Origin of the sequence: Paenibacillus chitinolyticus NBRC 15660, assembly GCF_000739915.1 — a bacterium.
GTDB lineage: Bacteria > Bacillota > Bacilli > Paenibacillales > NBRC-103111 > Paenibacillus_F > Paenibacillus_F chitinolyticus.
The window spans coordinates 21,564-41,969 of sequence record NZ_BBJT01000015.1; the positions used below are offsets into that span (position 1 = coordinate 21,564).

A 20,406-nucleotide genomic window follows, 5' to 3' on the forward strand; every position below is an offset into this window, starting at 1 on the left:
TTATTTGTCTTGTAAAATAATTAATAAATTATATAATGATCAATATTTAATTATTAATCATTTATAAACAAAGGAGAGAAAATTTTGAAGCTTCCCAAGTTAATTACCCTGGTAACCGGCGCAGCCCTCTGCGTCTCTTTATGGACGGCCCCGGCCTCGGCCGAAGAAACCTTGAACTGGGTGGAAGGTCCGAAAAAAGTGGAACTCGGACAAATCGCCGAGCTGGATCTGGGCAAAGATTTTGTGTTTCTGAATGATACCGATACCAAAAAGTTTGAGCAGCAAAACGGTTCCCACGTAAACAACCGAGAAATCGGTTCCGTTTTCCCGAAAGACGAAAAGCAGAACTGGGCGGTTATTTTCGAATATGAGGAAACCGGCCACGTCAAGGACGACGAGAAGGACAAAATCGATGCAGACAAGCTCCTTGAAAGTTACAAAACCGGAACGGAAGAAGCGAATAAAAGAGGGGATGTATCCAACCGCTTGTTCGTCGACGGCTGGGATGTAAAACCTTTTTACGATAACGACATACATAGCCTTTCCTGGTCCCTGCTGGGACACGATTCCAAGGATGAAAAATTCGTCAACTATAACGTCAACGTACTTACCCGGAAGGGCGTGATTTCCGTCGTTCTCGTGACCGACCCGAAAAATCTCGCCGCGGACCGTAAGGTGCTGACCTCCTCCATCCTGCCGAAGCTGCAGGTTAAGGCCGGAGAACGGTACGAAGAATACAACTCCAAAACGGACAAGCTGGCCGAATACGGTCTGTCGGGCTTGATTCTCGGGGGCGCGGGCCTTGCGGTCGCCAAAAAGGTCGGTCTGATCGGCCTGCTGCTCGTCTTCCTGAAAAAGTTCGGCGTCATTCTTGTCGCCGCCCTCGCTGCCTTGTGGCGGTTCCTCCGCGGCAAGAAAAAGAAAGCGGCCGCCGAGCAAGCCGCAGAGGCGCAGGCCGCCGAAGCGAGAGCGGCCGAGCTGACGGCAGCCGGAAGCGCCGGGTCCGCGGCCGATGCGACGGCGCAGGACGCGGATCCCGCTCCCGGGCCTTCGGCGGAGACGGCGGCGCAGCAGCCTGCCGGCGAAAGCGGGCGCCCGGTGGTGCGCATGCTGTCCGGCGCCGAAGCTCCGGCGGACCCGACGCGGGAGCCTGAGCATTCCCGCTCCGAGGCGGCTCCCGCTTCCGAGTCCGGAACCGGCCGCGCACCTCTTACGGAGGAGGATTCCCTCCGTAAGCCCGACCGGCCGGAAGATCCGGACAAGAGCAAGTAGCCTGCGGCTGTGTTCACGGCGCGGCGCGGATTCATCAAAAGGCAGTTCCCGTTCGAGGACGGGAGCTGCCTTTTTTCTATCCCGAAACCGGGACCGTGTCCGCGGTATGCCCCCGCTTTGTCCCCATAATGCCGGTCCGGTATCCCCGTTCTGGCTATAGCCCGAATATTCCGCCCGGTATATCTTTTATAGTGTAAAGGATTTACGGAGGTTTCCGACTCAAGCGGAGGTGAACGTACAGAACATACAAACGCACAAAACCGAAAGCGCTTTATTATTCTGTCGGAACATGCCGCCATTAAATCCACTTAATTTAGGAGGGAATTTATTTATGAAGCTTAAAAAAATGGTCACTTCTCTGGTGTTGATTTCCGCTTTTACAACGACTTCGGCTTTTGCCCAAACATCCCCCGCAGGCGTCAAAGACGACCTTTATCAGAAGGCCGTTCAAAAGGAAGTCGAAAACTTTGTCAAAAAAGCCTACACGCCCTATTACACGATTAACTCCATTCAATTATCCACTTCGGATTACTCGGTTAAAGACAATCAGTTGACGGCCCGCGTAAACATTTCCTTGAATAAAACGCTCAAGGCGAAATCGGTCGATGAGCTGCCCTACGTGAAAGGATTGAAAAGCAAGCTTAACGTCTTGAAGCTGCGCAAAGACACAAGTTCCACGGATGCGGAACAGGTCGTCAACGACCGGATGAAAGATCTGCAAGAATATATCGGGACTTCCACGGACCAGAACGATTCGTTCCGGATTACGGCTCCGATCGTGAACGGCAGCCCGGACCTCAAGAACGCCAATCTGGAATTTCTTAACGGACTGGTCGACTGGATTCCCGCGGATTATTTTATTCCTTCCAATGAGTCCAGCATGATCGAAAACGGCGAAGAGTTTGTGACGGAAGCGGTAACGACCAACAAAAACTTCCTCGTCAAGAGCGCGGCGGAAGCTTCGATGGTCCAGCCGCTTGCCGCCGTCACCTACGACAGGATTGCCGCCAGGGATTATGCCAACAAATGGACTTCGAACACAACGAACGCGTCCGGCTACGACACGAGCAAATGGAACCCGAAGTATGCCAAACATACCGAAAACGGCGGTGTCGACTGCGCCAACTACGTTTCTCAAGCGATTTACACCGGCGGCATCCCGACGGACAGCACCTGGAAACCGGAAAGCCTCGCCTGGGTCAATACAGGCCGTAACATCTCCAACGGTTTGAAGCAGTATATGGTGGATACGAAAGGTTATTTCTACAAGACTACCAAAACGACGACTCCCGCAGGCGGCTTCATCAGCGCCTTAAAATACTCGCACGTTATGTTCGTGGTAGCCAACGATACGGTCACGATGCAGTTCAGCGCTCACACCAATGACAGACTTAAAGCATCCTTCGCCAACTTCTCCACTTCGGAGTATGAGTTCTACTATATTAAATCCACGTATTTAAAATAAGTACCGTACCCGAGGTGAACAGTCGGCGGCGGTCGGCCGACACCAACCCCTATCCCGTACACAAGCGGGACAGGGGTTTTATTTTAGGCGCCGGGTAACGGCGTACTCCGCCGCCTCCCGCTCTTTGACATACATAAATCCCCCCAATTGCCGGGAGGAAATCAATACGCGGGCGGGCCCCAGCTTGTTCTTCATTCTGGCGATCACCTTGGAGATTCCGTCCGGCTGGATGTACCCGCCCCAGAGCTTTTCCGCAATGGTATGCTTGGTCACGACAATCCCTTCGTTCTCCACAAAGAACGAAAGCAGCGCCGCTTCTTTCTCCGAAAGCTCGATCCTTGTACTGCCGTATTTGATACAGAACTGTTTCGGATGAAAGTAGGTCCCTTCCCCGATGTAGACCAGCTCGGAACCCGCCGCCGCTTCGTACAGACCCGGGCAGACCAGGACAGAGATCAGCTTATCCGGCGTTTCGGCGGCCTTGCTTCTAAGACGAGTAACGGGGTCCATCAATATTTCTCTCACGCCGATTTCTTTGGCATAGACCGTTTCCAGCGGAGTCATAGGTTCACGGATCATCAAATAGGTCGTTGTTCCCTGTTTTACGGAACGTTTAAGCCGAAACCAGTCTTTCTCGTCCGGGCTGCCCACAGCCAGTATCGCCTGCCCGCCGCCCGGTTCCGGGAGGCCGCCGAGTTCAGATCTCGCGTGAACGGAACAAACCGTCTCGTTAAAAAAATATGAAAGCACGTGGGCCATATCCGGGTCATCTGTATAGATCGCGATTGTCATCAGCGGAGCCTCCCCCTTGCGTAATTTATGAAACAAGCCAAGTTTTCAACGGCGTTAGCGGTTAATCCCGTAAACTTAAAAGGATATTCTTATCCTATAGATACCAGAATCGGGAAATAGTTTCAATTATTTTTAAAAAATAACTCCTTTTCATAAGCATAAAAAGAAAGATTATACCTGAATATAATAAAAAAGCAGCCCCCGTTCTAAAACGGGAACTGCCTTTCTTAATGCCGATGCGTGGCCGGCCGTTCGGACGGCCCTTGCGCAGCCGGAGTCCTCCCGGCTTCTCTTACTCCGCTTGGGCTGCAGCCGCTTCCGGCTCGACGTCTACGACGATCTTCACCGCTCCGCCGATAGGAGGCAGGCTTTTCGTCATGACGCCGTTGTAGAAGCCGATGACTTTCGCGCCTTTAACGAGCGCTTTTTTGTCGGCTTTGGCGCCTTCTTTATCAACGACTTCCGTCGCATCGGAAAGACGCAGCACAATTTCGCTCTGAGACTGCTCGGTTAGCCCTTGACCTTTGATGGTCACGCTTTGGCTGCCGTTATCATCCGTGCGCACTTCTTCCACGGTGCCGGAGGTTCCGAGCAGCTTCTCGGCATCCGCCGAGTAACCGGACACGGTAATCTTGTATGTAGGCGTTTGAGGCGGCAGACTCATGGTCATGACCATGGAGTGCTCCGCTTCGACGATTTGACCGAGCGCAAGCTGGTCGAACGTAAGCTTGTCTCCCTTGTCGGTGACAAATACCGTGTCGTCGCCCACGTTGAGAACGAGTCCGGCCGTGCCGAAACCTTGAATTTGCACCGCTTTATAGCCGTCCGCGCTGCGAACGGAAGTTACAACACCTTTCGTCACGACGTTCTCCTTCTTCTCGTTGAATGAGATGGACACGGCGCTGCCCTGAGCGTTTACCGTTCCGTGAAGAATTTCGCTGGCAAACGAAGCCGGTACATACAGCTTGCTGTCCACAAGCTCCGGAGCCGTTCCGAGCGGCTTGTACATTTTGTTCAGCACATAACGGTCTTCGCCGGTTTTAACGAGCGTCCAGATACGGTCCTTGGACAGTTCGACGGAGTAATCCTCCTGGTTCCATTTCAGTTCCATGCCGATCGCTTCCGCCACGGCGCGAAGAGGAATCATCGCCTCCTTGGCTCCCGCTTTCATATATCCTTCGGCTTCCAGAACTTGATTGTTAACGGTCACTTGTACGGACTGCGACACTTCCGCGCTAATCGGGACGAGGTTGTCCGCTTTCGTTACGGCAGCCGGCGAAGCGTATGCCGCCCCCGTGGTCATAGCCATGGATACGGCCAGAACGGCCAGTCCTTTTTTCATTCCATTGTTCATGCTGTTCTTTCCCTTCTGTATGTGATGAAAGTGACTTACTTCTTTTTAGACGTAAATCATGCACAATTGTTGCATAAACATACAAGATTATAAGGAATGTACTGGATATTTATGGGTGAAAAAATAAAAAAAGTGTATATGCCTAGTCGGCATACACACTTTATAGGGCTTAATTTCCATGCGCCAGAACGGCCGGATCGTCCAGTTCGATCTTGCGGATCTGGTTGCTCATAAACTCCTTCATGGGGTCGGTCACCCGCATCGGGTTCGGCACGTCCCTCATGTCCTCCCACTCGCATTCCACGCCTTTGCCTCCCGCAAAGCCCGCAAACATCTGGCAGCCGCTGCAAAAATCGCTCTTCTGCCGGTCATCCAGCTCCACGACTTTATTTCTCAGACAGCAGTACACCTCATTATGTTCGTTCCGGTAGTTTATATGATGAATCGGTGTCATCGTCAACACTCCTTTTGTTCGTATATGGGAACAGCGGAGCCGAAGCTACCGGAAAAGCGGAACCAGAAAAGACCCGCGCCGCAGCGGGGCCTCCTGACCCTTTCTATGAGAGCTACTGAATGGGATCGGGAATCAGTCCGGTTTGCTTCAACTCGCTGTTGGTTTTCATTTTTTTCATTTCGTTGCCCAGCCTGCGGATATCGTAAGAATCCGTCGCCATATACCCGTTGCTTGCCGTCTCGACGGTATGAGGGCGTTTGTTCGGCTGGTTCAAATAATCGGCAAGCTCTTTCATCCGGCAAATGGCCGCTTCGACGACACGGGAAGGCGGCTCCTCCTCCGTATCGAAACGGGTGTGGCCGAGATACACTTCCGTATGCCCGTTTTCCAGAAGCCGGGTCGGTACGGCCAGGGTATATACACGCTGCGTAATGGAATCCGCAAAGGTGGTAACATATAGTTGGTTCTCATGGGTCTTGGGACGCACGAAACCAAACTCGCTTAACGTCTTGTGAACAAAGGAAAAGGGCCTCGTCATCGTTGCCAGCGTCTTACTGAACTCCTTCATTGGAAATTCCTCCTTTGAATTCGTTACAGTACGCATCTCCCGCCGTACTCCGAAATATCCGATTGGAACCATCGGTGTTCTTTGTTTGGATTCAAGGGGCCGTTGTGTCATCCGTCTGCCCGTTTAAATTGTGTCCGGTACAGACGTGCGTAGAGACCGTCAACTTCCATCATTTCCTTGTGGGTGCCGGACTCCACTATTCTTCCTTTCTGCAGAACCAGAATGCGGTCCGCATGAAGAATAGTCGAGAGGCGATGCGCAATAACCAGCGTCGTCCGGCCTTTCATCAGCTGCTCCAAAGCAGCCTGAACGAAAGCCTCGGATTCCGAATCCAGGTGAGAAGTCGCTTCGTCCAGGATCAGAATGCGCGGATTTTTGAGCAGGGCTCTGGCGATTGCCAAGCGCTGCCGCTCTCCGCCCGAAAGACGGTGTCCGCGTTCACCGACCATGGTGTCGAATCCCTGCGGCAGAGACTGCACAAAGTCGTAAATGTACGCCTGGCGGCAGGCATCTGCCAGCTCTTCTTCCGTAGCGTCTTCTTTGGCGAAGAGCAGATTTTCCCTCACGGTGGCGTGAAAGAGGAACGATTCCTGCGTAACGTAGGCAATCTGACGGCGGAGCGACGACAGACTAACCTTTTTCACATCGAATCCGTCTATCTCTACGGTGCCCTCCGACGGATCATGGAGCCTTGCCATCAGACTGATAAGGGTCGATTTACCCGCTCCGCTTGGACCGACCAGCGCGACAACTTCACCCGCTTCCGCTTGGAAGGAAATATCGGATAGAACCGTATTACCCGGCGAGTAAGCAAATGAAACATCACGCACCGATATACTTCCGCTCACCGGAGGGAGTTCGGCCGCTCCTTCCGCCTCCTCCACTTCGGCCTTCATGTCCTGGTAATCGAAAATACGCTGGAAGACGCCCAGCGCGGTCGCCACCTCCACATGCAGGTTAAGCAGGGTCCCGACAGGACTGTACAGCCGTCCGAGATAGGCCGCGAAGGCTACGATCCCGCCTATGCTCATACTTCCTTGAATGACGGAGTATCCTCCGTACATATAAATGACCGCGGTGCCGAGCGGGCCCAGCACCCCGAGAAACATCATATACCAGCGTCCGATCAGATTGAGACGGAGCTCCAGATCCATCACCTGCTGGTTCATCCCGCCGAAACGCTCTTCCTGCTCTTTCTCGCGCGTGAAAATCCGGGTGAGCATAGCGCCGGAGACACCGAAAATCTCGCCGAGCTGCGCCGACATATCGGCGCGGACTTTTTGCGTTTCTCCGCGCAGGCGCTTGCGGACGCCGGAGACTTTGCGTACCGGCAAAATGAAAGCGGGCAGGATGATGAGCGCCACGATGGCCAGGCGCCAGTCGAGGGCGAAGAGGATGCCGACGGTCGTGATGACGATGACGATCTGGGTAATCGACGACACGACGAGGCTGGTGACGACAGTCTGGACCGCCTGGATGTCCTCCGTCAGCCTCTGGACCACTTCGCCGGCCCGGGCTGCGGTAAAGAAGGACATGGACTGCCGCTGGAGATTGCGGAAAAGGGTCATCCGCAGGTCGCGCATGACGCCTTGGGCGACTTTGGTGTTCAAGTGGTTCTGCGCCACTCCGAGCATGCCGCTGAGCAGCGGCAGAGCCACGAGCAGAACGGCGAAGACGGCAAGGAGCCGAAAGCTTTGTTGCGGGATGGCGGTGTCTATGATTTCTTTCATGACAAGCGGAGGAACGAGGCCGAGTACGGCTCCTCCGAGAGCCAGCAGGACGATCACGGTCAGTTGTCCCCGGTAAAGCCGGAACAGTCCCAAAATGCGGCGCAGGGATACATCTTTGAGGGTCGCTTTGGGCATTTTTCCCCCGTTTCGTTCGCCCAGCCCTCCGCCAAATCCGTTTCTCATGTGTATGGTTCATCTCCCTGTTTTATTCGTGTGTGCGGGTAAAAAAGTTTACAAAAGCATACAAGCCTGCGGCTGGTTGTCCGCGTGTTTCATCGGGCGGACTCAGGGACGCAGGCTTCGCAACATTGCGGAAGCAAATGTATAATAAGAGCATACTTAAGCGGTCTCCCGCCGGAGACTATGCACTGCGGGCTCCCTGGGAGCGGCTGCCGTTCCGCCGGGCACGCAGGACCTGCGCGGGCGCTAAAGCGCCGCACGGCCGTCGCTTAGGCAGGGCCCCGGTGTGCGGCGTCCCGCGGGTGCGAGAGTTCGCGCAGCGATCCGCCGCCGAACGGACGGCCTAAGCGCGGACCGGCGGGAACGCCGCTTGAACGGCGGCGGCGATTTCCCTCGCCATGCCGATCACCCGGTTCAGCGAGGTCGTCTGCAAGACGGCGTACTGCCGGGGGCCGTCGGCGTTCACGATCGCGGCGACGGTGTAGTCGCCGACGAGCGGGAGGTTCTTGCCGAGCGATTTGCCCGGGAAAATCGGCCGGTTCGACACCTGGTACAGCCCGACGGAAGACGGCTGTCCGAGACACGCGTCGATGCCGACGACCGGGACTTCCGCCGGGATTTCCGCGAGGCGCTGCACAAGATTGCTCGCATCGCAGGGATGCTCCAGGGTGCCGATGACGCTGTAGCCGGCTTCGGCCAGCATGGAGCCGACGAGCGGGCCGAGGGCGTCTCCCGTCGAGCGGTCGGTGCCGATACACACGAACACGCACGGAAGTGCGGCGCCCGCTTCTTCCCGGATTTCCGAAAAGAAGGCGGGAAGCTGTCTTCCGGATACTTTTTTCCAGTAGCCGTCTTTGGAGGCTTTGGAAGCTTTGCTGGCCGGTGGTTTGGCAAGGCTTGCGGCTTCCCCTTCGTTCCGGGAAATGTCCATGCGGGAGCCTCCTTTCTTTGATGCGCTGTTTTGACAAATCGTTAAGACTAGCTGCTATGTTCCGGTTCTATAACGTACCGATTTGATGTACATGCAAGTACACGGTGCTGTTCTCACCCGGATAAAACGGCCGGACAGCCGGCATGAAAACCCCGTTTTTCCTGCCGTTCTTTCTGCGTGCAACCGGTTATTTTCCACTTTCCTAGGAGGAGTCCTGTTTATCCCATCACGGGCAGCTCTCTTCCCCCTAGTTCCCTATTATTGTTCCACAAGGAGGCCGTTCATGTCCATAGCCGGAATATTGGCTCTGCTTATCCTGCTCTACTGGCTGGCCATGCTGGCGGATCACCTGCGGGGCGCAAGGCTGTTTCGCGAACTGCCCCCTTCCGGTCCGCTGCCCGATCCCACGCCTCTCGTCTCGGTTATTATCGCCGCCAAAGAGGAAGAGACGACAATTCGCGATACGGTGCGGCATCTGCTCGCGCAAACTTACCCCCGGCTGGAGCTGATTGTCGTAAACGACCGTTCGCAGGACGGGACCGGACGCACGCTGGACGAGCTCAAACGGTGGTCCGAGGAGGAGCGCGGGGATATCCGCATCCCCATGCGGGTGATCCACGTGACGCGCCTGCCGGGCGGTTGGCTCGGCAAAAACCACGCCCTGTACCAGGGCTACCGGCAGGCCCGCGGTCAGTGGCTGCTCTTTACCGACGCCGATATCCGCTTTCACCCGGACACGGTCCGGGAAGCGGTCGGCTTTGCGCTGAGCGAGCATGCGGATCATCTGACGCTCACGCCCCACATGACGGCGCCCACGTTCTGGCTGCGCAGCTTCATCCGCCACTTCCTCTTCTCGCTAAGCCTGTTCACGCGCCCTTGGCGCGCGAATCTGGACGGGGAGCGGAAAGGCGGCATGGGCATCGGCGCGTTCAATCTCATTCACCGGCGGGCCTATGAAGCGATCGGGACGCACGAAGCGATCGCCCTCCGGCCGGACGACGACCTCCAGCTCGGCGCGCGGGTGAAGCTGGCCGGTCTCCGCCAGCGCCTCGCATCGGGGCGGAGCAGGCTGCAGGTCGAATGGTATCCGAGCATGAGAGCGGCCGTCCGGGGACTGGAGAAAAATCTGTTCTCCGGCTTCGGCTACAAAGTTTCTGTGGCGGCAGCGGCCGGAGCGGGCCAGCTCCTGCTGTTTACGTTTCCCTGGCTCGGCATGCTGCTCTACGGCGATTGGCGCAGTCTCGTCCATCTGGCCAGCGTGCTTATCATGACGGCCCTTTACCGGAAGCAGATCCGGATGATGGCAGGTTCACCGGGCCTCGATACCCTCGCCGTTCCGGCGAGTGCGGCTCTGCTTGTCTACGTGCTTGTCCGGTCCGTGGGACTGACGCTCAAACAAGGCGGCGTCTACTGGCGCGGGACGTTTTATTCGTTGAGCGACCTTAAAAAAATGAAATAAAGATCAATTGTGAAGGAAACCATTACAGAATGTTTACAACTGAAGCATTTTGTTTATTGTATAATGAAGAGGAATAAAAAACGAGGAGGAGAGTCTTCCATGTCCACTGTGCCGACAAAAATGTACAAGTACGCCTTTGGCGCGCTGCTCCTTACGGTCAGTCTGCTTACGGCTTACACAAACATCCAGCCGTAATAGGAAAAGCGGGATAAAGACGACGATTCGGTCTTCCTGCAACAGCTGCCCGTCTTAACCACAGTTCGTACCCCTCATGATCGAATATGCAAAAAAGGCTGCCTCACCTTCCGTGAGACAGCCTTTTTTGCTTGCCCGAACTACGGGTGGCGTATGGGTAGCGGAAGAAGTCCGGCCAACTGGCGCGCAAATCCCGGGCCCGCTTGGGCGTCGCTTCGCGAAGGAGAGTCAAACCCGTGTACCCGGCGATTGACTCTCAGGGACAGTCCGGCGGCCGCGCCATGCAATCAGGCCGGTCTCTCCCGCGAAGGAAAAACCGGCCTGTTTGCAGGGGCCGCTTCAAGAGCCGGGGAAAAACGCGCGGCTGAGACTGCTGGCCGGCGGTCCCGGCCGTTCGTTGTCATCTCCGGGAAGCCGCCCCATCCCCTTCAGCCTGGCGCCCGATCCGTATCGTAGAGCCTGTCCGGCTGTCTGCCTGTCCGCTAGCAACGCGCCAGTATGTCGCGGATCTCCCGGATTTTCTCGGCGGCGATATCGTCTTCCACGCCTTTAGGACCGCGGACGGCACCGCCGAAATGGACTTCCGTCACGCCGGTGTCTTTTACGAAAGATTCCAGCGATTCCGCATTCAGTCCGCTGCCGGCCAATATCGTGATGTGGGAATCGCGGCTGAGCTCCACCAGTTCCTTCATCCGGTCAACGGCATCCAGCGCGCTAGGTTTGCCGCCGGATGTCAGAATGCGGGTGATCTGCTTGTAGCCGGAGAGCTGCCGGAAGGCCGCAATCTGATCCGGCACGGCGTCGAACGCCCGGTGAAACACCACTTCAAGTCCGCCGGCTTCCTCCAGCAGCGCTTCCAGCACCGGAACGTCGATCTCGTTCTGCGGGGTAAGCGTACCGATCACGATTCCGGCTGCGCCGGTTTCGCGGATGAGCCGGATATCTCTCCGCATAGCGCGCACATCGTCCGCGTCGTAAACAAACGATTTGCTGTGAGGCCGCACCATGACGGCGGAAGGAATTTTCACGCTCCGCACCGTGCCCTCGATAAGGCCCGCGCTCGGAGTCAATCCGCCCTCTTTCATGCCGGTCACCAGCTCCAGCCTGTCCGCTCCTGCCTGTTCGGCCGCGATTGCGTCGCCGACTGTTGTTGCGATCACTTCCAATAACATTACAATCTCCTCCTGATCCGTTCTGGTCATCGGGCGCAAAAGCGCCGGTCGACTCTTATTTTATCATGGGAACGGCCCGGATTCTTCCTTTTATCCAAAAAATTCAATTCTCCGTCCATTCCCTGCGGAGGATGGAATAAAGAGCCATGTCGCGCTTGCCGCTCTCCTTAACCTCCCATTCTCTCATCACGCCTTCGAGCGTAAAACCGAGCCGCTGCGGTATAGCCCGGCTTGCCGCGTTCTCGACATCCGCCATAATGACTATCCGGTTGAGGTTCTTTTCGGACCACCCGTATCCAATGAACGCCCGGCACGCGCGGGTCATAATTCCCCGGCCTTGATGAGCTTTACCGAGCCAATACCCGATTTCGGCCCTTCCGTGAGCGGGAACCATCGCATGATAATCAATGACTCCGGCCAGTTCTCCCCGGACCATGATGGCTGCGGCCAGCGATTTGCCTTCTGCGAACGCATGCAATGTAGACTGGATAAATGCGACGGAATCCCCGACTTCTTTCGTGTCGTATGCCCAGAACAGCCACTGTCCGAGCTGCTCCCGGTTCTCGTCCGTCAGGCGGAACAAGGCTTCCGCATGCTTAAGCTCCAATAATTCCAGACTGATTTCCTCGTCGACCTGACATATTCTCATCTCGGCGTCCCTCCTGTAAATTTTTATCTACTTTAGGGGCTCTACCACATGCCCATCAAGCTAAGATTTTGAGAACCTCCCATAACAACAATTTTAACTTTTTATCGTAGTCATATGAGAGTACGGTTCATTTTTTTCGTTTTGGGGAACATTGAATTTCTTAACTTGATGGGCACGCGTCAGGACCCCATAATGAAAAATCATCGATTCGTCTATAAATATAAGTTATTTAACACATATTATCCCATTAGAAAAAGTAATAAAAAAACGTATCCCGAGTATAAGAAAAGCACCATGGAAAGATGATGCTTGCTATCCTCCGATATCGGTCGATTGACAAGAACTTGATTTTACAAACGAATAAATACAGAAGAAATCCAGGCAAACTGATAATTCGCTTGATTAAATGTTAGTTTAAACTTTTATTCGATGATCAAAACACGGCGATAGAAGTAGTAACCATTTTCCAGTTCTCCGTCTTCGGGCACGGTTTTGTCCGGCGTTTCACGCCAATACGCTGACAGTGGAAGCATAGTATAGATGAATGGTTCGCCGCCGCAGAGCGCAGCTCCGCCATCCCCTCCCTTCACCTGACAAGGTCCAGTCACCAGCTCATATTTATATGGATCATAAGCAATGGACAAGCCGAACATATTGGGTTTTTCCAAAATATTTTCGCCTTCCTCGCACATATGAGAGTAACGGTAATCCTCGTCGAATTGATTGCCGAACTGAAAGAGCAATCTCCGGCCCGCCCCGCATAGATATTCCCACTGGTCTTCAGTCGGCAATGCAAACCCTTCGGCGTCAAGCTGGGAAATGAGATCTTTGTATGTCAAGCGCTCATAGAGATAGACGTCATAAAGAGCAGGATCGTCTTTTGTACGCTCGAAGCGGCAGCATCTTGAATATACCGCTGTTGTCAACTCTGTATTGAATTTATACAAGTAATCCTTCACGCGGTCGAAATGCTCGGACGTCACCCAATGCTCGTTCGTCCGCCGGTTAACCTGCCCCAGATGGATAAGACCTGCCTCGCTCAAGCCGCGTTCTACGATCATCGGCGGAAGATCGGCCGTCCGCACAGGAGAAGTGTTTTCGTTGACATACGTTTCCAGTCCCTGAAAACTATAAAAAGCTTTAAGATCATCATCTGGCTTTTCCGGTGGATTCTGTTCCAACTCCATGACCTGCTCCTCAAAGTAAGGCAAATTGCCATCCTGTGCGTCCACGGCAAGTGCAAGCTGCCTTCTCCACCAAGTCAACGGGTCAAGCACCGATTCGAAACTGGATGCGATATCCTCCAATGCGCTCTCATACAGTCCTTCAATGCCACGGTCCCACCCAAGTATCGCTCGCTTGCATCCAGGTACGAAGACAAAGCTGCGACCCTCGCAGTTGAGCACTATGGTTTCGGTTGTGACGCCGTTTAGCGAAAACGTCTCCATTCCAGAGAAAATGAATGGTAAAGTCAATTCAGCCAGCAGCGATTCGATTTTTTCTTTCTTCCGATCTGTCGCAAGCTTGGACCACTCGTCGGCATAAAGCTCGGCGTTTTTCATGCAACTCCTCCTGACCCTATTTACTTTTAGATTTGTGCCCACTACTTTAGCAACATCGTCAGCAAGTTTTTCTGACTCATTCATATTGTATTGTGTATATTTCGGATTTCAAAGTGAATGTCATGAGTTTGAACATCGATAAACTTAACTAATAATACGATTTTAATCTCAGCATTTATGCGCTCCCAATAATAGTCTGCTATTTCACTGATAGAATCGAAGCCAAAGCAGCTCATAGAGGGGTACCGCCGCATGCCCATCAAACTATGGAAATACTACCCATACACAACGAAATAAACTATTCTTTTTTTTGTAGAATCAACCACGAAAGGATAGTTTAGGCATTAAAGAGGAACTTCAATTATTTTCACAAGAACTAACGCGACATTTGTCCCCTTCTTCTCTTTCCGATCTGGCAAAAACAATAGGTTTCGTCACTCGATCAAGTAAATTTAGAGCCCAAGACTTAGTATCATTATGCGTTTGGCTAAGTCAAAAAGTTGGAGCAACATCGCTTAACCAGCTATGCAGTAAATTAGAGGCTTCGACTGGTATCTTGATCAGTCCAGAAGGACTCAATCAACGATTTAACTCGGCAGCCGTAACCTTTCATCAGCAGATTCTTTACCTTTTGTTGCAGCAAAAACTGTTGGGGGCAGCATCTATACATAGCGAATATGCACGCAACTTTTCACGTATTCGGATCTTAGACTCCACCATTTTTCAACTTCCCGACATCTTTTCCGAGCATTATGCAGGATCCGGCGGCAGCAGTCACACAGCAGGGGTTAAAATTCAACTGGAATATGAACTTCAAAGCGGAGGATTTTTAAATCTCTACACGGGGCATGGGAAAGAAAATGATAAAACATATGGGACAGAGTGTTTGAATTCGATTCTACCCAAAGACTTATTTATCCGCGATTTAGGTTACTTTGATTTAAACGGCTTACATACAATTGATGAAAATAAGGCGTATTACGGTTTACGTTTAAAGCTAAATACGAGAGTCTATCAGAAAAATGAACATCCTGAGACCTTTGGTAATGGAACTGTAAAAAAGCATTCTGAGTACATCCAGCTTTCGATAGAATCGATTATGGAACAGCTTGAGCCAGGAGAAACAAGGGAGATTTCAGATGTGTATATTGGGATGTATCAGAAATTGCCTGCACGCTTAGTCGTGTATCGTCTGACCGAGATTCAAATGAGAAAAAGAGAGAAGGATCAGGCCGTACGTGAAAAGAAAAAGGGGCTAACGTATTCCGAGAAAAGCAAGAAGCTCAGCGCGATGAACTTCTACATCATCAATATCACATCACAAGTCGTACCAGGCGCTCATTTACATGAACTATATTCGTTACGTTGGTAAGCGGAGATCTTGTTTAAGACGTGGAAATCATTTTTTCAAATTCAAAAATGTAAGAAAATGAAGCTGAAACGCTTGCAGTGCCATTTATATGGTCAGTTAATTGGAATCTTACTGTGTTCTTCTACTATGTTTCAGGTGCGGGAGACTACATGCCACTCTTACATCAGGCCATACAAAAAGACACCGAGGAAATATCGAAAGTTCTGCTTTATCATTTCGCTTTTCTCAAGTTTGAAGTTCTCTATTAACTACACCGTCCCCTTAAACGCGATCAAGTGCATTTTCTTTTACAAAAATGTTTCTAATTTTAAATTCATACGGACTGACATCCTCCAAGTATTTTTTTAAAATCTCGTTATTTTTGTCGAAGACGTCGTAATGCGGTTCGGTCAAAATGTATTTTTCTTTATGAACCCATTCGGGAACGATCAGCTTAAAATCATTTGCCAGCTTGTGAGTCATAGCGGCAACGTGACAATAATAAAAGTGTTCGACATCAGGAAATGCCTCCGGTTCGTCTTTAATCATTTCGATTCGCTGCTGATCGACGGCAGCATAAAATGAATCCAGAAACGCGGAACAACAAAAATTGAATTTTTCTCCATCACTCACAAATTCAATAATGTCCTTTACAGTAATCATCTTTTTGCCCCCCAAGAGTTAATTTCCTTATCCCGGTTCCTTTGAACGATCTCGCGTGCTTCGTCAATTGAATAGCCTTTACGTACGTAAAAATTTTCTTCGATATATTGAATGTGACGATTAACTTTTTCCGGCATTGTTTCCGGTGTCCAGTTTTCTTCAATCGCCCTTCTTGGGGTATCGCCACATACCCATCAAGTTAAGCTATTGGCTTTAGATGAACGCACGGTATCTTCAAGCATTTTAGTAAATTTTGATGATCATGGATTTCCGCATCCTAAAAATAGGTACAATAAAGAAACAATGAACTGGCCATTTTCAAGAAAATGATCTATGCTGCTTGTTTTCTAGATATGATACTTTCGTAGACGACACCTAAAAGGGTCAGCTCATGAAAAGGAAAATAATGCACGCTAAGCTCCGATATGTCCAGTTAAAATGCTTGCCAACCTTATGGTTGTAGTCCTATGTCAGGTTGAAGTGCACTTGTAATTAGCGTCAAGTCACAGTCAAAATAGCGTCTAGATAGGGTCGATTTAACCTTTTTCTGACGACTTATTCGCTACTTCTATGACTCTAGTCATTCGCTGCTTCCTTCCTTTCCATTCCATATTGGATATGTTTTGTTTCGTGACGGGCCAAGCGACACATCACGACGGTTTTCCGTCTTCAACTCCACAGGGACATTGGCCCTTCTTGCGATTGCAAACAGATGATGTAAAAACGAATCCCAGTCATCTTCGATGGCACGGTAACGCAGTGACGATAGGGCCACTTCCTTGCCGTTCTGCTGTATAACCGCCACATGAATGTTCAATCTCCCGCGTCCTTCCACCGTCGGATCGACGACAATCCGACGAACGGACGATAGTTCCAGCCGCTTATGTCCAATTGTCATACAAGGGGGCTGCTGTTCGAAGACAACAAGCCTCCGCTTCGTACCGAACGTCACCCGATGCGACGTACGAAACGCTTGTTTAGCTGACTGCCATTTGCGTACCTTCTCCGCATTGCGCTCCCGGTTGCAGTCTAGCAAGTAATTTGCCACAACCACCTCACGCGCATAGTCTTCCAAATCGAGCCGGTATATCCCTTTGGCAGTGCGTACATCGTATACGAACATCCACGAAGTGATCAAGTTATTGCGGCGGTAGTGCTGGTTCACTCCCAGAATGTCGCTGCTCCTCCATGCAACATCGTTGCCGTTGAGACGAAAACAAAGCGATCCATCCTCAAAACGCAGTTGCTCCGGCTTATGCTCAGAACGTTTGGCAAGGCGTGGAAAGGCGCCAACAATGGTTAGGACAAACACGCCGCCGCAAATCCATGCATTGAGACGCTGCATTCCGAGAAAAGAACTGCTGCTCCAAGAGCCGATCAAGGTAAGCAGCTCGAACACAAGCAGCACGACATAAAGAGCTGCTGCAAAAAGCAGCCCCATCTTGATCACATCAAACAAACGTTTCGAGTAAGGCTCAAGCTGAAATTCCTGATCCTTCATTGAGATGTGATACTGCAAAGTCCCCCTGTTCTTTCGCCTGCTATTCTTCATTTTGTTCACCTCTGCCGACTGAATGATTGCCATACACCATGACGTAATAAATCGTTGAGATTAATATACCATGAGCACTTTTGAATAGGCCATGTTTTCCCCAAGAATCGGGTACGTAACTTGATGGGCATGGGGTATCGCCAAGGGCTCTACCACTTCTTGTCAAGAAAAAAAGCCTCGACTTCCGCCCGCAGTAAACGAGCAAGCAGCCTCGTTTGTTCGGAATTGGTTTTGATCACGCCCAAAACCTCTTTTCGCCTTCCGGGTGTACCCGCCGCCGCGGGCGGAGCGCCCAAAACAGCCGGATGCCCACGCCCGGCAGGGCATCCGCACATAAGCTGGAGGGAAGAGAACGGAAAACGGAGGACACCAGCCATGTACAAAGAGGATTTTTATTGTTTGTGCAAATCGTATATGAACCGTCACGTCCGGGTGCAGACCAAATCGGGCCGCACTTATGACGGGATGATTATGGGAGTGGACCCGAATTATGTCCGGCTGAAAGTATCCGGCGGGCAGGGCCAGGGGTATGGTTATGGACCTGACATGGGATACGGGCAGGGGTATATTGCCGGCCATGTTAACGGATATGGAAGAACAGGACCATACGGGCAGCCGCTTGATGAATCCGAGGAAAGGGGATTCTTTCCCCCTGCTCCCGGTTTTCCGGGGTATCCGGGTTTCCCGGGATATCCCGGTCCGAGCAACGAGACGATCCTCACGCTGGCCCTGTTCGATCTGCTGACTCTTGTTCTATTGATGTAGAACAAGAGTTCAGCGGCGGACGCGGGTATTCCTCTCCGCGTCCTTACAGCGCCCAAAAGCCGCCCGCTGCACAAAAAGCACCGCTTCAGGAAACGGCCCGCTTGACGCGGCCGCCTCCTTGGCGGTGCTTTCCGGCTCCGGCGGCTTCCCGCCGCGGATTTGAGGCCGTAAGGGAGAACTTCCCTTACGGCCTCCGGTGCTTCACGCGGCCCTGTGGAGCGGCTGCTCCAAGCGCCTCTTCACAGGGCCGCTTCTCTCAGCTTTCCGCGCGGCTCGTGCCGAAAGCGGTCTCAAACCAGGCCCAGTCCGCTCCCACGTGCTCCGGCTTATGCGTATCGGAGCCGTAAATCAGCGGAATGCCCCGGCTCACGCAGGCGGCGAGAAACCACCGCGGCACGTAGGTCTGCCCGCAGGTCGGCACCCGCAGACCGGCGACGTTCACGTCGATGCCGACGCCAGTCTCCTGGAGCTTGGGCAGCAGTGCGGTCAGCCTGCGCTCGATCAGTTCCGGGCTGATCGGCGGAAGCGCCTCACGGAACTTCTCGATCAGCTGCACGTGGCCGAGGCGCTTGCGCATAGGCAGCCCGGCCGCCCAGTCGATCGCTTTCTCGACGTGGTTGTAGTACTCTTCCGCTACCGCGTCCATACTCCCGTAATGGGCGAGCAAACCTTCCCGGAAGTCGTCCGCGGTGAAGTCGATGCAGCGCATGCCGCCCGCTCCGGGAAGATAATGGACGGATACGACGACGTCCTCGAGCCGGCTTCCGTACCGATCCAGCAGCGCGTCGGAGAAGTCTTCCCTGCCGTACAGGTAATCCATCTCGAGGCCCACGGTCACTTCGATCCTGCCGGCATATCTCGCTTTCATCTCTTCGGCATAAGCCAAATAGTCCGGCAGCTCCTCCATCGGCATGGCCAATTCCGCCATGAGCCGCGGATTGTCGACCCACTTATCCGGCAGCGGCGGATGCTCGCTTATGGTATAGCGCTCGAAGCCGAGCTCAATCGCCCGGTCCAAGTATGCCGGTTCCTCGGCGGGATTTCCGTGATAGCAAAACTTCGTGTGCGTATGACCGTCCCATTTGAATGTCATGGCGTACTTATCCTCCTCAGTCTCTGCGGCTTGCCTGACTTGAGTATAGCGCGGCCCGGTTAGCACGGCAACGCCGGGCTTCTTATCGCAAAAAAGCCCGGATGATTTCCATCCGGACCCGCCCACTTACATCGTGAATCATAACGATATCCGACGCCGGGCTATTCCACCTGGAGTTTCACCTGCGGCATCGTGTGCATCGTTCTGGCCGTGACGTGGGAAATAATCAGATACGTTCCCGGCTCGTCAAATTTCTTTTTTAAGGTATACAAGCCGTCCTTGCCGTGGGTTCCTTTAATCTTCTCGTGCTTGTCGTCCGGGGCGCCTTCTTTCCATACTTCGAAAAGAACCTCGTCCGCATCGTCCACCGGTTTGCCGTCCTGGGTGACGGTGACTTCAACCGCCGCTTCCGTCCCTTGTTTGACCGGTTCCGCCGGCAGCTTTACTTTGGCCATGATCGGATTCAGCGTGTCGATTGTCCCTTGGCCCGCGCCTTGACCGCCATGTCCTTCATGTCCGCCGCCTCCCGAACCGCAGCCGGCAAGCGCCGCTGTCAGCACCAGCAGAAGAACGGCCGTGCCGAATCTCCTGCGCCTGAATGTTAACTTCAAACCGGAAGGACCGGCGGAATTTTCCTGTTTATGCGCATTCATTTATGTTCAATCCCCCTAAACTGCATGGCATGCCGCCTTTACGGCTGCTTTCATCTTTTCCCATCAATTAAACCTATTATACCGGGATGCCTGCAAAAGAGGGATAGCTCATCTGGGCCCTATTTGTAACGATTCCGTGAACAATCCGGCGCGGGGCCGGCTTAATCCGCATAGTAAAAGGACTTACAACCGGGGGCTGCAAGTCCTTTTATATGTCGAGTTATATGTCGAGATCACGTTCATCGTCTTAACTGCGTCCGCCTTTTCTTCCCGCTTCCTCGCGGCTCATCTTGCCGTCGCTTCTGCCGCTGTCGTTTCCGCGGGATTCGCCGCCTTTACGTCCGATTTCCTGGTAGAAATCTTTGTCGTGCGTGCGTGCGGTTTCTTCTCCGCCTTTGCGTCCTGCTTCTTCTCGAGACATTTTGTCAGCCATGATGATCCACTCCTCAAACGGTAAATTTGCAGGCTTTTTAGGAAGTCTTGTTTAACTGCCGCCTACGTCTATTACTTACCCGGATGAGAGATTCCGAAACGGAAAACCGGTCA

18 protein-coding genes and 1 pseudogene are annotated in these 20,406 nt (G+C 52.8%); 5 read left to right on the forward strand and 14 right to left on the reverse strand.

Going from position 1 to position 20,406, the window contains the following annotated elements:
- The first annotated feature begins 84 nt into the window (after positions 1 to 84).
- Positions 85 to 1,272 (forward strand): DUF2167 domain-containing protein, encoded by a 1,188-nt coding sequence (locus PCH01S_RS25560; RefSeq protein ID WP_084706679.1) that lies wholly within the window; start codon positions 85 to 87, stop codon positions 1,270 to 1,272.
- A gap of 331 nt (positions 1,273 to 1,603) precedes the next feature.
- The gene (locus PCH01S_RS25565; RefSeq protein ID WP_042234537.1) at positions 1,604 to 2,737 is read left to right on the forward strand and encodes an amidase domain-containing protein; all 1,134 of its coding nucleotides are present in this window, start codon (positions 1,604 to 1,606) and stop codon (positions 2,735 to 2,737) included.
- A gap of 78 nt (positions 2,738 to 2,815) precedes the next feature.
- Here PCH01S_RS25565 and PCH01S_RS25570 read toward each other — a convergent pair whose 3' ends face one another.
- The 6 genes from PCH01S_RS25570 to yyaC all read right to left on the reverse strand — a co-directional run bounded on the left by PCH01S_RS25570 (position 2,816) and on the right by yyaC (position 8,746).
- The gene (locus PCH01S_RS25570) at positions 2,816 to 3,529 is read right to left on the reverse strand and encodes a winged helix-turn-helix domain-containing protein (protein WP_042234540.1); all 714 of its coding nucleotides are present in this window, start codon (positions 3,527 to 3,529) and stop codon (positions 2,816 to 2,818) included.
- A gap of 292 nt (positions 3,530 to 3,821) precedes the next feature.
- Positions 3,822 to 4,883 carry a copper amine oxidase N-terminal domain-containing protein gene (locus tag PCH01S_RS25575; protein ID WP_042234543.1) on the reverse strand — a complete coding sequence of 354 codons (1,062 nt, stop codon included), beginning with the start codon at positions 4,881 to 4,883 and terminating at the stop codon, positions 3,822 to 3,824.
- A gap of 169 nt (positions 4,884 to 5,052) precedes the next feature.
- Positions 5,053 to 5,337, reverse strand: a complete 285-nt coding sequence (locus PCH01S_RS25580; RefSeq protein WP_042234546.1) for a hypothetical protein — start codon at positions 5,335 to 5,337, stop codon at positions 5,053 to 5,055.
- Between the two features lie 112 nt (positions 5,338 to 5,449).
- A complete protein-coding gene (locus PCH01S_RS25585) occupies positions 5,450 to 5,905 on the reverse strand; it encodes a hypothetical protein (protein ID WP_042234549.1) in 456 nt (151 codons plus the stop codon).
- Positions 5,906 to 6,012: 107 nt separating this feature from the next.
- The gene (locus tag PCH01S_RS25590) at positions 6,013 to 7,818 is read right to left on the reverse strand and encodes an ABC transporter ATP-binding protein (RefSeq protein WP_042234552.1); all 1,806 of its coding nucleotides are present in this window, start codon (positions 7,816 to 7,818) and stop codon (positions 6,013 to 6,015) included.
- 340 nt (positions 7,819 to 8,158) lie between these two features.
- On the reverse strand, positions 8,159 to 8,746 hold the full coding sequence (gene yyaC, locus PCH01S_RS25595; protein WP_042234554.1) for a spore protease YyaC: 588 nt from the start codon (positions 8,744 to 8,746) through the stop codon (positions 8,159 to 8,161).
- 283 nt (positions 8,747 to 9,029) lie between these two features.
- Between yyaC and PCH01S_RS25600 the strand changes: the two genes are divergently transcribed.
- Entirely contained in the window at positions 9,030 to 10,205 is a 1,176-nt protein-coding gene (locus tag PCH01S_RS25600; protein WP_042234556.1) for a glycosyltransferase family 2 protein, read from the forward strand.
- A 677-nt stretch (positions 10,206 to 10,882) separates the two neighbouring features.
- On the opposite strand, the gene PCH01S_RS25605 is transcribed toward PCH01S_RS25600, so the two are convergent.
- The 3 genes from PCH01S_RS25605 to PCH01S_RS25615 form a co-directional block, all read right to left on the reverse strand.
- Positions 10,883 to 11,572: a copper homeostasis protein CutC gene (locus PCH01S_RS25605; RefSeq protein ID WP_009673288.1), complete on the reverse strand. Its 690-nt coding sequence runs from the start codon at positions 11,570 to 11,572 to the stop codon at positions 10,883 to 10,885.
- 103 nt (positions 11,573 to 11,675) lie between these two features.
- A complete protein-coding gene (locus tag PCH01S_RS25610) occupies positions 11,676 to 12,221 on the reverse strand; it encodes a GNAT family N-acetyltransferase (RefSeq protein ID WP_042234558.1) in 546 nt (181 codons plus the stop codon).
- A gap of 422 nt (positions 12,222 to 12,643) precedes the next feature.
- Positions 12,644 to 13,783 carry a hypothetical protein gene (locus PCH01S_RS25615; RefSeq protein WP_042234560.1) on the reverse strand — a complete coding sequence of 380 codons (1,140 nt, stop codon included), beginning with the start codon at positions 13,781 to 13,783 and terminating at the stop codon, positions 12,644 to 12,646.
- 343 nt (positions 13,784 to 14,126) lie between these two features.
- Here PCH01S_RS25615 and PCH01S_RS29995 point away from each other — a divergent pair.
- Positions 14,127 to 15,385 (forward strand): annotated as a pseudogene (locus tag PCH01S_RS29995) (IS4 family transposase); the annotation flags it as partial.
- A gap of 31 nt (positions 15,386 to 15,416) precedes the next feature.
- Here PCH01S_RS29995 and PCH01S_RS30695 read toward each other — a convergent pair.
- Positions 15,417 to 15,797, reverse strand: a complete 381-nt coding sequence (locus PCH01S_RS30695; protein WP_042234561.1) for a hypothetical protein — start codon at positions 15,795 to 15,797, stop codon at positions 15,417 to 15,419.
- 580 nt (positions 15,798 to 16,377) lie between these two features.
- The gene (locus PCH01S_RS25630) at positions 16,378 to 17,382 is read right to left on the reverse strand and encodes a hypothetical protein (RefSeq protein WP_129112538.1); all 1,005 of its coding nucleotides are present in this window, start codon (positions 17,380 to 17,382) and stop codon (positions 16,378 to 16,380) included.
- A 342-nt stretch (positions 17,383 to 17,724) separates the two neighbouring features.
- Between PCH01S_RS25630 and PCH01S_RS25635 the strand changes: the two genes are divergently transcribed.
- Positions 17,725 to 18,114: an LSm family protein gene (locus PCH01S_RS25635; protein WP_042234565.1), complete on the forward strand. Its 390-nt coding sequence runs from the start codon at positions 17,725 to 17,727 to the stop codon at positions 18,112 to 18,114.
- 256 nt (positions 18,115 to 18,370) lie between these two features.
- Here the strand turns inward: PCH01S_RS25635 and hisJ are convergent, their stop codons facing one another.
- From hisJ to PCH01S_RS25650, 3 genes are all read right to left on the reverse strand, one after another.
- Entirely contained in the window at positions 18,371 to 19,207 is an 837-nt protein-coding gene (hisJ, locus tag PCH01S_RS25640) for a histidinol-phosphatase HisJ (protein WP_042234567.1), read from the reverse strand.
- A 161-nt stretch (positions 19,208 to 19,368) separates the two neighbouring features.
- Entirely contained in the window at positions 19,369 to 19,860 is a 492-nt protein-coding gene (locus PCH01S_RS25645) for a FixH family protein (protein WP_042234569.1), read from the reverse strand.
- Positions 19,861 to 20,107: 247 nt separating this feature from the next.
- A complete protein-coding gene (locus PCH01S_RS25650) occupies positions 20,108 to 20,293 on the reverse strand; it encodes a KGG domain-containing protein (protein WP_009673287.1) in 186 nt (61 codons plus the stop codon).
- Positions 20,294 to 20,406: the final 113 nt, after the last annotated feature.

Bases quoted from the DNA above. Each gene is read 5' to 3' on its own strand.
- PCH01S_RS25565 (WP_042234537.1), top strand. From the start codon at position 1,604: ATGAAGCTTAAAAAAATGGTCACTTCTCTGGTGTTGATTTCCGCTTTT.
- PCH01S_RS25570 (WP_042234540.1), bottom strand. From the start codon at position 3,529: ATGACAATCGCGATCTATACAGATGACCCGGATATGGCCCACGTGCTT.
- PCH01S_RS25575 (WP_042234543.1), bottom strand. From the start codon at position 4,883: ATGAACAATGGAATGAAAAAAGGACTGGCCGTTCTGGCCGTATCCATG.
- PCH01S_RS25580 (WP_042234546.1), bottom strand. From the start codon at position 5,337: ATGACACCGATTCATCATATAAACTACCGGAACGAACATAATGAGGTG.
- PCH01S_RS25585 (WP_042234549.1), bottom strand. From the start codon at position 5,905: ATGAAGGAGTTCAGTAAGACGCTGGCAACGATGACGAGGCCCTTTTCC.
- PCH01S_RS25590 (WP_042234552.1), bottom strand. From the start codon at position 7,818: ATGAGAAACGGATTTGGCGGAGGGCTGGGCGAACGAAACGGGGGAAAA.
- yyaC (WP_042234554.1), bottom strand. From the start codon at position 8,746: ATGGACATTTCCCGGAACGAAGGGGAAGCCGCAAGCCTTGCCAAACCA.
- PCH01S_RS25600 (WP_042234556.1), top strand. From the start codon at position 9,030: ATGTCCATAGCCGGAATATTGGCTCTGCTTATCCTGCTCTACTGGCTG.
- PCH01S_RS25605 (WP_009673288.1), bottom strand. From the start codon at position 11,572: ATGTTATTGGAAGTGATCGCAACAACAGTCGGCGACGCAATCGCGGCC.
- PCH01S_RS25610 (WP_042234558.1), bottom strand. From the start codon at position 12,221: ATGAGAATATGTCAGGTCGACGAGGAAATCAGTCTGGAATTATTGGAG.
- PCH01S_RS25615 (WP_042234560.1), bottom strand. From the start codon at position 13,783: ATGAAAAACGCCGAGCTTTATGCCGACGAGTGGTCCAAGCTTGCGACA.
- PCH01S_RS30695 (WP_042234561.1), bottom strand. From the start codon at position 15,797: ATGATTACTGTAAAGGACATTATTGAATTTGTGAGTGATGGAGAAAAA.
- PCH01S_RS25630 (WP_129112538.1), bottom strand. From the start codon at position 17,382: ATGGCAATCATTCAGTCGGCAGAGGTGAACAAAATGAAGAATAGCAGG.
- PCH01S_RS25635 (WP_042234565.1), top strand. From the start codon at position 17,725: ATGTACAAAGAGGATTTTTATTGTTTGTGCAAATCGTATATGAACCGT.
- hisJ (WP_042234567.1), bottom strand. From the start codon at position 19,207: ATGACATTCAAATGGGACGGTCATACGCACACGAAGTTTTGCTATCAC.
- PCH01S_RS25645 (WP_042234569.1), bottom strand. From the start codon at position 19,860: ATGAATGCGCATAAACAGGAAAATTCCGCCGGTCCTTCCGGTTTGAAG.
- PCH01S_RS25650 (WP_009673287.1), bottom strand. From the start codon at position 20,293: ATGGCTGACAAAATGTCTCGAGAAGAAGCAGGACGCAAAGGCGGAGAA.